1 protein-coding gene is annotated in these 14,682 nt (G+C 72.1%); it reads right to left on the bottom strand.

All coding sequences use genetic code 11. The features are described from left to right. Nucleotides 1–24: 24 nt before the first annotated feature. Nucleotides 25–14,679 (bottom strand): WXG100-like domain-containing protein, encoded by a 14,655-nt coding sequence (locus ABZ693_RS03940; RefSeq protein ID WP_359873027.1) that lies wholly within the window; start codon nucleotides 14,677–14,679, stop codon nucleotides 25–27. Nucleotides 14,680–14,682: the final 3 nt, after the last annotated feature.

The raw sequence follows: 14,682 nt of genomic DNA, 5'->3' as shown, positions 1-14,682 counted from the left end.
ATGTCGACCATAGCTCCCGCGCGTTCACGCGGTGTCCTCGGGTTCGTTGGCGGTGCGGGAGGAGCCGCCCCCGGTGAGGATGTCCAGGGCCAGGTCGGAGAGGGTGGAACGGGCGGAAGGGGTGAGCGGGCCCGAGTCGACAAGGGTCCGGCCGGTGCCCGTCAGCAGACCCAGGGTCACCGGGCGCCCGGCCAGCTCGGCCACGTGACGGGCCAGGGCGAGGGCCAGGGTGTTCAGGTCGGTGATGTCCCCGGTCTCCCCGGTGTACGCGGCGAGCAGAGTGAGCGCGGCGTCGCCGCGGACGTCCAGCCAGAGTTCCACGGGCAGGGTGCCGGGCTCGGCGTTCGTGATGCCCGCCGCGAGACGCTCCGCCGTGGAGGCCGGAGGGGCAGTGGAGGCCGGGGCGGGATCAGCCGGGGCGGACGGCGCGGACTCCCGTAGCAGGGTGGTGCCGTCGAAGACCTGCTCGGTGACGTGCCCGGGCAGCACGCCGAGGCCGAGCAGGTCCCGTTCGGAGAGCCGCACGGTGGCACTGCCCTCGACCTGGCGTTCGTCTCCGTTCGGCCCTGTCACGGTGATCACCGTGGAGAAGCTCACCAGATGGGTCCGCCAGGTCCGCTCGTCCTTCGGTACGGATGTCACGCCTTGCCGCTGCCAGTTGCGGTCGGTGGCGGTGTGCGTGGCCGCCGCCCCGGGCGGCTGGTGCTGGAACTGCGCCAGCGGCGCCGTCGGGCCGAGCGTCATCTGAGGCACCGGCCCCTTGGCGCCGAGCTGTGCGGTGAAGGCCGTGGCGTCCGACCGGGTCGTCGACGTGGCACCCGAGGTCGTCTGGATGAACACCCGGTCCATCGCCAGGGCGCCGGTGTCGCGGAGCAGGGCGGGACTGTGCAGGGCGACGGACAAGGTTACCTCGGCCCCCGACGGGGACGATCCGTACGATGACGCGTCCAGTCCCAGCAGGCCGGCCAGCCAGGGGCCGCCGACCGTCAGTCGCTCCTGTCCCGCGAGCTCCGTGAACCGTACGGCCGCCTGATCACCGGCTTCCGCCCGCTGGTCGGGTGTCGTCTCCGGCAGTCCGAGCCCCGGCGCCACCTCACGCACGGCCTGGTGCAGGAGGCCGATGCCGCTGAACGAGTGCACCACCAGGGGCCGGACTCCGTTCGGCAGCCACCGGCGCGCGGGATCCTCCGGGCCCTCTTCCCGCCGCGCCGACGGCAGGGGCCGGGAGTCCAGCACCGTCGCTTCCCGGGTGGTCAGCTCCTGGTTCTCCTCCGTCGTGCGCCCGGCACTGTGCACGTCATCGCTGGTGAACCGCAGATCGACCCGGGCCGGCAGCCGGTCGTGGGCGGGAGGGGTGAGCGGCGGCCCGTACTCCGAGGCCGAGCCGATCCACTCGGACAGCCACTGTGCCCAGGCATGGTCGCGCAGCCAATCGCTGTGCAGCAGTTCCTGAGTGAGCTGCGCGGGAGTGAACGGCAGCGTCCGGGTGCGTACCTCGGCGTGGTACTCGTACTCCAGGGTGTACTCCGCCGCGGCGTCGGAGCGCAGCCAGAACCGCTGGTCGGAGGCGGTACCGGACGACGTGGCGACCGTCCGCGCGGAGGAGTGCGCGACCTTCGGCGTGAAGACGTCCATGTGGATTCCCACCGGCGGCCTCGGGTGCCTGGTGCCGGGGGTGAACGTGACGCCGTGCTGGGCGGTGGAGCTGTCCGAGACCGTGGTGTTGCCGGGGACGTGCGTGAACGTGTTCTCCTGCCCCGACGAGGTGCCGTCGACCCGGGACCCGCGTACGTCGCGCAGGTTCTCCGCCGGGGTCGCGTACACGGACACCTCGACGAGCCGGGCGATCCCGTTCCGCACATGGACGAAGTGGTGCCGCAGCGGGTTGTTCGCCCCGCGCGAGGCCAGCATGCGCAGGCCCGCCGTCGAGGTCAGGTCGGCCAGCCGGGCCCGCACGCCGGGACCGTACGCGTCGCCGGGGGACAGGAGGCCGGGCGCGGCCCGTTCCACCAGTTCCCGCAGGACGCGGCCGAACCGGTCCCGTTCGGGGTCGGGCCGCCGGCCGGCGGCCTCCGTGGTGTCCGTGGTGTCCGCCGTCGATTCCCGAGGTGCCAGGGGGACGACGTTGAGCACCGACCCGACCCCGAACGCCTGCCCGTCGCGCAACGGCTGCGGGAACGGCAGGTCCCGGACGGCCGGTGGGGCGGGCGGGGTCACCCCGGACACCGCGGCGAAGAACTCCCGGTTGCGTCCGGCCTGGCCCGGCGTGACGAGCAGTTGAAGCCCGTCGGGCAGGTCGACCGCTCTCGTCACGGTCAGGGGGGCGGCGGATCCGGGGAGGTGCTGCGACACCTCGGACACGGCGTTCAGGTAGAAGTTGCGCCGGCCCTGGCGGACCGTGACCACGAAGGTGGTGTCCGCGCCGATGCGCAGCAGGCGCGTGGCCTCGGTGGGCGTACGGGTGACCCCGTCCGACGTGGTGGTGGTCAGCGCGTGGTCGTCGCGCGAGGTGGAGGTGTGACCGAGGGCCGGGTGGAGCGCCGATGCCCACGTTCCACTCGCTTGCTGCTCCTTGCCGGAGAACGTCGTCGAGCGCTCGAAGGTGGCGCTGTCGGTGACCTGCCGGGCGAAGGAACGGGTGGAGCTCACGCCGGTCTCGATGTACTGGGCGTGTTCGGCCTCCGACACGAGGCGGGGCCCGCGGGCGAACGCCTGGATCTCCACGGACACCTCGGTGTCGTAGATCAGGCCGGGCAGCACCAGCCCCTCGATGACATAGCTGCTCTTGAACAACTGGTGTGCGTGAGCGGTGAGTTGGGTGGCGTTGACGGCGGCGTTCAGCTGCTCGGTCAAGGAGGCCCGGTGGTCCTGGGGGGTGGGACCGAAGAGGACGCTGCTCGGCCAGCCGCGTGAGGAGAAGGGGGTGGGCGTGCCGTCGCCACCCGCGTTCTCGCCCGTGCTCCCGGAGGCGACGAGCGCGTCGAGGATCGCCTCGCGCAGCCGCCGCGCGCCGCGCACCAGGTCGACGAACGCGTCGTCGGGGATGCGCAGGACGGGCTCCGCGGGTACGGTCCCGGGCTCGTCCTCCGTACGGAATCCGAGCAGCCGGCGATCGCTGTCGTCGACCGGGCGGATCCGCCCCTCGCGGGGCGTCCCCGTCGCGACCTGGTCCCGCGTCCCCGCCACGGGTACGGTCCGGTCGCCGGGCACCAGGACGCGAAGGCTGGGAGACGCGGTGTTACCGGTTCCCGGGAGCACCGTCGGCGGTTCCATGTCGATCACAGTCGCGTCGGGCACGGGCGCGGTGCTGAACGGCTCGACCGGGCTGTGCTCCCCGCCCTCGTGCACCCGCACCGTGAAGTGGACGGGCACGGTGAACACCTGGCTGGGCGCGTTGCGGGTGAGGACCAGCTGGTCGTGGCCGAGCGCGTTGCCGAGGGTCGTGGTGGTCCCGGTCTGATGACCGGACGCCTGCTGGTACCCCGCGGCGAGGGTGAGCGGGCCCGTGCCGTGGGGGCCGGAGAGCGAGAGGCCCCAGCCCCGCGTCGAGCCGCCGGTCGCGGAGGTCTGCTCGGTACCGGGGAGCGCCAGCGCCACCGAGTTGATCGTCTCGATCGCGCCGAGTCCGCCTTCGTGCACCACCGGGCTCGCGGTGCGGGTCATGCTCAGCGACAGCTCGATCCGCTGCTCGGTCCGGGTCAGGCCGCCGGGAAGCGTCAGCCAGACGCGGTGGGCGTCGTCGGCCATGTCGTCCAGCGCGGCGCGCAGACCGAGGGAGGACCGGAACTGCTCGAAGACGCGCTGGTTGGCGAGGCGCGCCGCGACGTTCGCCTCGTCGAGGCGGTGCCACCACTCCCGGACGCGCGCGGCGGCGTGCGTCAGCGGACCACTTGCCGCACGGGGAGAGGCCGCGGACGCGTCGGCCGCCGGTGTGGCGGACGGCAGGTAGCCCCGGTCGCGCAGCCAGGTCTCCAGTCGCGTGAACATCTGCTCTGTGCCGTCGACGCGCAACGGCGTGGCCGACACGCCGATGGCCTCCAGCCGCTCGATCTCCGGCGGTACGGGGCGGGTTCCCGGTTCGGTGAGCGTGACCGCGCTCTGCGGCAGCACCCGCAGGCGCACCGGTGTGCTGCCCAGCGGGTACGGGTGCTCGGTGCCGTCGCGGCTGACCAGCGACACGGAGTAAGACGCGGTGAACGGGACGAGATGGTGCCGGCCGGTGGTGCGCAGGGTGTGGTTGACGGATGCGGTGGAACCGGAGTTGTGGCCGTGCGACCAGCTCCATTTCAAGCCGCCCTTGAAGCCGAATCCCGCTCCTGTCGTCCAGGGCGTGGTGGCGGAGAAGGGCCGCACCAGGTCCAGCGACGGGTTCACCGCGGTATCCAGCCCGACCCCGGAGGTGATTTTCACCCCGGTGTCGAACTTGACGCTTCGCGAGAGGTGGCTCTCCATGAAGAACTTGTCGGGCACGGACGCCACCGTGGTGCCGTTCGGTTCCAGGCGCACCGTCAGCCGCAGCATGCCGACGGCCGTGCCGTCCGGCCGGTACAGGATCGGGCTGAGCTGTCCGTTGGCCGCGGCGCGCTGGAGGTGGGCGCTGCCGCGCAGGTTCGCCTCACCGAAGAAGGTGCGGAGCTCCTGGAGCGAGTGTTCGGCGAGCACACCGAGGGGCTGGGCCAGCACCTCGGTTGCCCTCCGCTCGACGAAGCCGGGGTCCTGAAGGGAGTCGACCGTCCACAGGGGGAGGTCGTCGAGCGAAGCGACCGTGGTGTCGGAGGACTCGGAGGACTCGGAGGCATGCTGGTCCGGGCCCGCCGGAGCGACCGTCGCCACGCGGGCGGGGAACTGCACGGTCAGCCGGCCGGAATCCAAGGGATCCCCCCAGGCGGCGGGCTCCCTCAGGGGCAGGGCGGGCGCTTCGTCGTCGATCCGGACCGCGGCGTCCGTTCCGGTCCCAGTGGTCCGCACCCGCGCTTGCCAGGCCGAAGCGAACTCCACCGGGTGGGAGGGAGTGTTGTTGCGCAGGACCTGTGTCTGGGTCACCGTCTGCCCGGTGGTGCCCGTGAACGCGCGCTGGTTGTGGGTGATGCTCAGGGTCGGGCTGAACAGGACGCCGGTGACGAACGAGTTCGAGACGGGCAGGTTGAAGGTCAGCGGGATCGGCAGGGTGCGGGGGTTGACCGAGCCGGACGCACTCGCCTGTTCCAGCGCGCCCGTCGCCCGCTTCTCGATCCGGCGCTCGGGATCCTCCTGGGTGTACGTGCCGAACGCCGGGGACGTCACGGGATCGGACAGCCGCACCCGGAGGTCCACGGTGTGGCGTACACCGTCCAGGTCGACCGTGAGCGGGTGGCCGTGCTCGCTCAGCAGGTACGGCATCCGGGTGGCGAGCGCCGACGGGCCGAACTGCCGGGACAGGGCCGCGCGTACGGTGGCCAGGTGTGCGCTCCGCTGGGCGTCGGTGGAGGTTTCGTCGGCCGTCTGATGGGACGTCAGCAGTGTGGTGACATGTTCTGCCAGCGCGTCCAGGGTCGCCGTCGGCAGCGGCTCGAAGTGCTCCATCCCGACGCCCGGGAAGCCCTCGGCACCGTATCCCTGGACGTAGGCCGACAGCGGACGCCGCCAGTCGGACGGGGACGAACTGACGGGAAGCGAGGGAGAGTTCGGGGACGACGGGCTCAGCCGTGAGACCTGGGTGAGTGGTCCGGGCGCGGTGTGCAGGGGGATGACCGCGTTCTGGCTGACCTGCTCGATCGTCCGGAGGTACGCGGCCGGGAGCGCGTCCGGCGAGGCCGTGTCGGTGCGGGCCATCAGGCCCTCGGTGTGGACACCGGACGCGCCCGCGTTCCGGCGGAACAGGTGGGGGCGGGCCGCGCCGGTGTCGGCGTACTCGTCGGGCAGGCCCAGGTAGTGCAGGATCTCGTGGGTCAGGACGGCATCGCTGTGGCCGAGGTCCCAGGAGCGCTGGTCCGCGCGGGCGGGCCGGGTCGCGTGCGCGAGCGTGACCGCCTCGCTGTGGGTCGGCGCGTGCACGAACTCGGCCGTGACGCGGAGCTGGTCGCCGGACTCGGGCAGCCGGTAGCCCGGCTGGTTGATGTGGGTGTCCAGGGCGGCCTGGACACGGTTCTGGAGCGACGACAGATCCCCGGGTGTCAGCCCGTCGGTGAGGGCGAACGGAAGCGTGACGAAGAAGTGCCTGACCGTCCGCCCGTCGGGCATCTGCTCCCGGCGGACATGATGACGGATCAGGGTGAGGGAGCCGTCGAGCAGGCCGCGGGTGCCCTTGACGCCGTTGGTCTGGGTGAGGTGGGGATCGAAGCGCTCCGTGTGGACGGCCGCGGTGGCGCTGCCCTTGAACTGCCGTGATTCATGGGGAAGTACGGGGCGGGTGACCCGTTCGGCCGGAGGGCGGGGCGCGGTGGTGGTGTCCGGCCCCTGGGAGGCCTCCGGCGCGTTGGAGGCGGTCCAGGCGGGCGTCTGCGAGGCGAGGGATTCCGGCCGGGGATCGGTGACCGGCGGGATCAGGAGGTCGCCCGACACCGTGAGAGAGCCCTGGTGCGCTGTCTCCAGGGCGGCGGCCGCGTGCGTCAGATCGCCCTCCAAGGCGCGGATCTCCGCTTCGGCCGCGAGGCGCCGGGCGGTCAGGTCCTGCCACTGTTCGATGCGGGCGCGCTCCGCATGGAGCGTGTCGAGGTCGTGCGCCGACGAGACCAGCGCGCCGCGGAGCATCTCGGCCCGGCGGTCGAGCACGGCGGCCCGGTCGGGGGAGGGGGCGGGAGTGCCGGCGCGGGCCGCGGCGGTCTTGTCGAGCATCGTCCGCAGGCCGTCCCGCTCGCGTACGAGTTCCGACTCCCTTGCGTCCAACTCTTCAAGCCGCGTACGAAGCTGTTCGGCCGACTGCTGTGAAAGGCGGGTCCCGTCCGTGCGCAGGGAGTCCGCCGCCTCGATGAGAAGCAGGGCCTGCGACGCCTCGCCGGCCCGGCGCTCCGCGTCGTACAGGCGCGCGAACATCGCGTGCTCCCCGGTCACGGAGGAGACCGGCGCGGTGGTCGGCCGCGAGACCGTGGAGGAGGCGTGCGGCGACGACGGGACGAAGGACCAGAAGCGGGTGCCGGAGGAATCGCGCAGCGCGAGCTCGACCGGGAATCCGCCCTCCTGGGCGATCCGGTACGCGCGATAGAGCAACGCCATACGCGTGACGGGCTCGGGCCGCGGGCCGAGGTCGTGCCACAGCTGGGCCGGCAGGCCGTCGGGGTGCGGGCCGGCGGCGATGACGCGAAGGTCCGTCGCGGTGGCCGCCAAGACCTCGGTCAGGGTGGCGGACCCCGGCGCGGGCCGCGGCGCGGGGTCCGCCGAGAGGTCCCACACCCCGTTGCCCCGGTCCGCTTCCTGGAACACTCCGAGGCCGAGCAGTTCCCGTTCGGGCACCCGCATCAGGGCGGTGCCGGTCACGTACCGCACGGTCCCGTCCGGGCCGGTGACGGTGGTGACCGTGTCCACCTCGACCTCGTGCGTCGGTTCGCCCTCGGTGGCGTCGGGTGTCCCGGCGCGGCCGGTCTTCTCCCAGCGCCGCCCGGCGGCCGAGACTCCGCCGCCCCGGCCGCCGGGTGTCGATTGGTACGAGACGAGCGGGGCCGACGCGCCGAGGGTGTGCGAACCGTCGGCGCCGAGGGTGCCGGTGACCGCCAGGCTGAAGGAAGTGGTCCGGGACGAGGCGGAGCTGGACGAGGTGCCGAATCCGGCGACCCGCACCCGGTCGGTCGTCACGCCCCTGGTGCTGTCCAGGACGCGCGGGTTGAACACCTGGGTGGACAGGGTGACGGACGGGAGGTTCTTGACACCGAGCATCCGGCCGAAGAAACCGGCCGTCGTCCGTAGGGGCCCGGCCGCGATCCGGCCGCCGTGCAGCAGTTCGGTGAGCCGGACGGCCGCGCCCTCGGTGGTCCGGGTGGACAAGGGAGTGAGCGTGTGGAGGGCGGGGGCCAGTGCTTCGACGGCTTCCAGCAGGTGTTGCTGGTTGGTGAGGCCGTAGGCGACCTCGTTGCCGATCGGCCGCAGCGGGGTCGCGCCGGTCAGCTGCGGCAGACGGGTGACCGGGTCCGTGAGGTGCACCTCGTCCGGGACGGGCGTGAAGGCCGGCTCGTGGTCCGGGTTCTGGGCGGCGGTGTCGCCGCCGAACCGCAGGGTGACCCGCCCGTCGACCGGGGCCGGCAGCGGGTGGGTCGTGCCGTCGATCGTGACCTGGGCGGTGAACTCGTAACCGAGGGTGAACTCGGTTCCGCGCTCGGTCCGCTGCCAGAGCCGGTCCTCGGCGGTGCGGGAGGTGCTCACGGTGGAGGAACGATTGGTCGCGTGTCCGGCGACGGGGCCGAGGCCCGCCTTGCGGGCGGTGGTGTCCGAGGTGGGCAGTGAGACCGAACCGGACACGTTGAGTCCCGAACGGGCGGTCCGGCTGACGCTCTCGGTGCGGTTGGCGGGGGCGTGGGCGGTGAAGTTCTCCAGCGCGCCGCCGTCGCCGACCGCGCGTCCGCTCAGATTCCTCAGTTCGTCGGCGCTCCCCTTGGGGTGACCGTGCACGTCGACGGTCACGCTCTTGATGGTCAGGCCGTCCTGGTAGGGGAAGGTGAACGACAACGGCTGCCGATCGCCGCGGCCCGGGAGCATGGCGAGCGCCGCCGGCGAGGTGACGTCGGCGATGAGCCGGCGCAGCCCGGGCACGTAGGAGCGGTGGCCGGGCGTGGTGCTTCCCGGCGCGTGCCGGCCGACCAGGTCCATCAGACGGTCACGGAGGACGGAGCGGTCGGCCGCGGGCGCGGGCGTGTCCGCCGCCGGTGTGGCGGGCATGGGCGCCGACAGCGTGGTGGCCTCGACCACCGCCGCGAGGCCCAGCATTCCGTACCGCCGGAATCGGCGGGGAAGCGTGCCGCCCACGGGCCGGGTGTCCGCTCCGAGATCCGCCACCACCTGACCGCCGGTCCGTCGCAACTGGTCGGCGGTGGCGAGGTACTGGATGCCGCCGGGCACCTTCACGGTGCGGGTCGTCGTGGTCGGGGACGGTCCGCGCGAGTCCGTGGCGAGGCTCCTGGTGCCCCGGATGAGCGTGATCTCGTAGGTGACGTCCGCCGCGATCCGGAACTGCGCGCCGCTCTCGGAGGGCACCCGTGTCATGCCCGTCGACGTGGAACTCGTCACCGCGCGCCCCCGGCCCCGGCCCGCCACGGCCTTGACGCCACCGCCCCCGGTGACAGGTCCCCTGCCCGTGGGCCGCGGTGTCTCCGTCGCCGGAGTCTCGGCCTCCGCACGGGTCCGGCCAGAGGTGGCGGAGAGGCCCAGGCCGCCCTCGTGGGAGAAGGTGGTGGAGACCTGGTGGGAGGCGGTGTCGGAGAGGGCGAGGTCGTTCTCGCCGTACTGCGTCACCGTGCCGAGGACCCGCGGGTCGGAGAGGATCGCCCGCACCTCGACGACGAGGTCGGTCCCCGCGAGCGCGCCCGTGCCGAACAGGTCGTCGATGACGTACGTGCCCTTGATCATCTGGTGGGAGCGGGCGAGCAGGGCGGCCGGGGCGAGCTGGGCGTGGAGCGACTCGTGCAGCAGGAGGCCCTGGTCGTCCAGCGCCCCGCCGAACGCCGTGTGGTGCACGGTGGACGCGGCGTTCCTGGCATAGGTGGTGAGGGCGTCGGCGGCGTTCGCGAGGGACGCCGACCAGGTGGACGGGGCCGGTGTCACGTCCTCGGTGGTCCGGGTGGCGTGATCCCCTTCCTGGACGCCCAGCATCTGCTCGACGGTCCGGTACAGCGCGGCGCTGCCCCGCATCACGTCGACCAGCGAGCTGTCCGGGAGGACGACGGTCTGTTCCGCGGGCGGCCAGGGGGCGTCGGCGTCGAAGAGAGCCGGGCCGTGGGGGGCCGGGGCGGTCGTGAGGGTGCGCTGGGCGGGGACGGCGAGCTCGATGTAGGTGCCGTCGGCGGACGGATCCGAGAGCTGCGCGCCGTCGGCGGGAGTGAGGAAGCCCGAGTGGTACGTGTGGACGGGCGTCGGGTCCGTGCCCTCCGACACGCTCAGGGAGAGGACGGCCGGGACCCGGTAGAGCGCGGTCTGCTGGTTGCTGGTGAGGATGAACTGCGAGTGGGAGAGCGAGGCGCCCGCCGTGGTGCTCTCCGTCACCTGGCCGGTGCCCTTGTAGTCGCCGGCCAGGCTCGGGCGTGCCCGGCCGAACACCAGGCCGGCGAGGCTGCCGGCGAGGCCGGCGGTCACCGCGGTGGTGGTCGACCGCTGGCTGCTGTGGGGCGCGCTCAGGTTGCTGGAGCTGGGCATGTGGACGCCGGTCAGGGACTTCTCGGGGGTGAGCGGGGCGGGTCCCGTCAGATCGCGGTCGAGCGTGAACCGCAGCTGGACCCGGCGGACCCCGCCGCCCGGCAGCGGCTGGTCGAAATGGAGCAGCAGCCCGCCGTCGACGAGCTCGTCGGCCGCGCCGAGCAGCCCGTTCTGCGAGCCGAACAGGTCGAGCTTGCGGAGGTTGTTCAGCCGCGCCTTGACCAGACTCGCTCCCGGACCGAGGAGACTCTGATGTCCCTGCGGCAGGAATCCCTCCCGCTGGAGCCAGGTCCGGGCCTCGGCGAGCACGCGGGTCACGCCCTGGCCGTGGATGCCGAGGGCCGCGGTGGACACGCCGAGACTGGTCAGCTGGGCGAGTTCGGGGGGCAGTACGGGAGTGGGCGCGAGGGCGGCCGGCCCGCCGGGGGCTGAGGCGGCGGAGGCGGCTGGGGCGACGGGGGAGGGGGTGAGGGTGGCGGGGTCCAGGGTCCGGATCCACACCGGGGTCGTCCAGGGGTCGGACGTCGTCGTTCCGGAGCCCGCGGAAGGAGCGGGGACGGGAGCGGGACGCGTGACCGCGCCGTCCGCCGCGATGAACTCGACGTGGTAGGTCACCTCCGCCGGTGTCAGGACATGGCCGGTGTTGACCCGCAGATTGTGGACCAGGTTGTGCGTGGCTCCGGTGGCGAACGCCTTGTCCCACTGCCGGCTGCCCCCGGCCTTGGCCACCACCGAACCGTTCGCGTGGAAGTCCCGCAGGGCCTTGTCCGCCTGGTTCGGACGGTCGTTCAGGCTGACGCCCGCCGAGAGCTCGCCGCCCAGCGAACTCGACACCTTGGAAAGCGAGTCGACCTTCAGCTGGCGGTCCAGATACCGCTCGAAGCTGTACTTCTCGCCGACCCGGACGTCCCGCAGGCCCGTGCCCTCGCGCGGCCGGACGACCGCGGTGACCCGGAACATGCCGACCGCGTCGCCGTCGGCGTTCAGCAACTGAGGTGACAGCGTGCCCTTGTCACCGCCCGGCAGATCCGGGCGCAGCCGCTGCAACGGCAGGGCGCCCAGCAGGTATTCACCGCTCAGGAACCTTTCGGCGGCCGCACGTGAATCGGGCGACAGCGAGCCGAGCGGCCCGGCGAACGCGTCCCGCGCCGCGCGCAGCAGCGCCCCCGGGTCCTTCATCGAGTCCATCGCCCACAGCGGCAGCGCGTTCAAGTGGGCGTCGAACTCGGCCTGTCGGCGACTCACGAGATGGTTCGGTCCGGTCGGCGTGGCGTCGGACGGGACGGCCAAGTGCTCGGGGAACCAGGCGGTGACCGTTCCCTGTTCCCCCAGCGGCTGCCAGTCCGGTGCCGGTGACGCCTGCCGATCGGGGCCGGCCGGGGTGCCGTCGGTCGGTACCGGCTTGAGGCTCCAGGCCGTCCGGTAGTCGAACGGGGTCGCCGGCTCGTTGCTCCGCAACAGGCTGGTCGAGTTGACCACGCTGGTCACCGTGGAGGTGAAGGAGCGCTGCTGGTGGGTGCCCGAGGCGGTCGCCGAGAAGGGAATGCCGGTGAGCTTCCCGGCCTCTTGGGCGAAGGTGTGCGCGAACGGGACGGACAAGGTGCGCACCGTCGCCGTGCCGGACTGGGAGGTGGTGTCGAGGGCGGCCGTCTGCCGCTGTTCGTTGTTGTGCGCGGGCTTGCGCCCCGCACCGAACAGGGCCGACCGGTGTGGGTCCGACAGACCCAGTCGCACGTCGACGGACCGGGGCACGCCCTGGGCGTCGACCGTGACGCGGTAGCCGTCACGGCTCAGCAGCATCAGCCGGTTGTCGTGCAGGGCCTGGGCGGAGAGCTGGGCGCGTACGCTCTCCCGCGTGTCCGGGTCGAGGTCCTCGAACTCGTCGAGCACGCGTTCCTGCAGCCAGGTCGCGACGTCCGGGTCGATCGGGGACAGCTGCACGCCGCCGATTCCCTCACTGTCCAGGGTGCCGAAGTTCTCGACGGGCCGGGACTGGACCGGTCGGGGGGCCGTGGCGAGCCGCGGGGACTGCTGGGACTGCGGGGGGAGAGGCGGAGGGGGCGGGGACGTCGGGACGAAGGTGGCCAGGGGGAGGGAGTCGCCGGAGCCGAGGGCCTGGTTGTTCTGGGCCGTGTTCCCGGCGAGATGCTGGACCAGGTCCTGATCCCCTTCCTGGAACGAGGGCGGAGCCTGGCTGGGCCGCTGATGGTGTTGTTGCTGCTCGCTCGTGTTCCCCTCGTCCTCGCCGGCACTGCTCACCGTGTGCGTGGCGTTGTCGTCGGGAGCGAGCCCGCCCTCGGTCGTGACCTCCGCGGGCGTGAGGATCTCCAGGAACTCCAGGGGCTCCGGCGCCTCCACGGTCTGCGTCGATTCCTGCGAGGTGACAGTGGAGTGCCCGGCGTTCTCGTTCGAGCTCTCGGTGGCGACGTTCGGCGTCGACACGGAGTCGCCCGATGTCTGCCCGGACCCGGACAGGGTGACGCCCGCGTCCGAACGGGAGGTCGTGTTCGGCTGGCTGGTCGGGCGTGCCGGGGTGGCGGCACTGTTCGTTGAGGACTGGGTGGACTGGGTGGACTGGGTGGACTGGGTGGACTGGGTGGTCGGCTGCGTCATGCCGGTGGTGGCGCTCGGCGAGTTCGCGGAGGTGGTCACCGGGGTCGAGGCACTGCCACCGGCCGATGTGGTGAGGGGGCCGCTGCCCTGGACCGCCGACGGTTGTACGGTGCCCACGACGGTCTCGTCCGTATCGTCCTCGGCCGTGACCTCGTCGTAGTCGGGGTCATTGACGCGGGACGGATCGTTCTCGTCGATGACCAGGATCTGGTCGCCGTTCTCGTCCACGATGACACCGGACGCGTAGGGGACGTCCGGCTTGTCCTCGCTCGGCGTACCGACCCCGGCCGTCTCGCCGGCACCGGAGCTGTCGCCGCTCGGGACGGCACCCGTACCACCCGACCCGCTCACCGTGTTCGGTGTCTGTGAACCTCCGGCTCCGTCCGCGCCGGCGCCGGCTCCCGCCCCCGGCAGCTTCAGCCCCGCTTCGAGTGCCTTGTTGCGCAGGCCGTCACCGAGCTTGTCGCCCGCGCCCTCCAGCACGTGGCCGAGACGGCCTTCGACCATGCCGGATCCGAAGGTCAGGCCGGAGGTCTTGAAGGTGTGGTCGTCGCTGAAGAACAGGTTGTAGAAGCCCTCCGACACCGCCGCGTGCCCACCGTCGAACACGCCCTTGGTGGTGAACTGGACGCCCGCCTGCGCCAGAGCCCGCGCCGCGCTCCTGCCGAGCTGATCGGCCGCGCCCTGGCCGAGGATTTTGCTGAGCGCCTTGTCCCCGAGCGGCTTGAGCGCGTCGTCGAGCAGTCGCGGCAGTTCCTTCTTCCCGGTGTTCTCCAGGAGTGTCCGGGCCCACGCGCGGCCGACGTCGCCGGCCTTGTCCCCTCCCAGGTGCCGGGCGAAGGTGTCGCCGATCTCGCGGACGAACTTGTCGCCCGCCGCCTTGCCGCCGGGGCCGGTCGTGTGGGGGATGTTGTCCTTGAAGATCTTGGCGAAGTCGTCGCCGAAGCTCTTCGGCGGCTTCGGTCCGACCCCGGTCGGGCCCTTCGGGCCGAGCACGGGCGGCTGCGGGAACGCCTCGTCGAGCTGGTTGCCGAGGTTCTTGCCGCCGTTCTTGCCGAAGAGATCGGCCAGCTTCTTGCCGAGCTTGTTGCCCAGGAACTGGAACGGTCCCGCCAGAAGGCCCTGGATCGCGCCGGACAGCGCGGCGGCCTTCGTCAGGTCGCCCTCGTACTCGTCCCGGGTGCCCTGGTTGAGCTGGGACCACTGCACCAGCAGGTCCATCGCGACGCCCATGCCCACGTTGATCAGCTGGTGCATGAGCAGCGTCAGCACCATCCGCCCGAGCCAGGAGCGGATCAGGAACCGGACGATCGCGCACTTCGCCAGGTAGGCCTGGATCGACGCCCCGAAGAAGAACGCCAGTGCCGCCGCGACGATCGCCTCCACCAGCAGTTCCACCAGCTGGGCGATGATCATGTACTTGGTGTACTGGAGCTGGGTGGCGGCCTTGCGCGTGTACTGCGCGAGCAGCTGCGCCTGGTCGGCCACCGCGTCGAAGTAGTTGAGTCCCTCTTCGCCGATGAAGCTCTTCATCGCCGCCTGGTACATCTCGGCGGCGTCCCCGTCGAAGGTGTCACGGGTGTAGCCGAGAGCGGCGGCGATCTGCTGCTTCGTGTCGTTGCTCAGCTTGCCGTGCAGATCCTTGTGGACCTCGGCCAGCGCGAACAGCTTGTCCTCGTCGCCGTTCGGCGGGACTTCACCGGTCAGCGCGGCGAACAGCCAGGCACACTCGGGAGGGAACTCCAGGGACACGGT

Source organism: Streptomyces laurentii (genome assembly GCF_040635425.1).
GTDB classification, from domain to species: domain Bacteria; phylum Actinomycetota; class Actinomycetes; order Streptomycetales; family Streptomycetaceae; genus Streptomyces; species Streptomyces laurentii.
The sequence above is the reverse complement of the archived record's forward strand: the minus strand, read 5'-3'. Positions and strand labels throughout refer to the sequence as shown.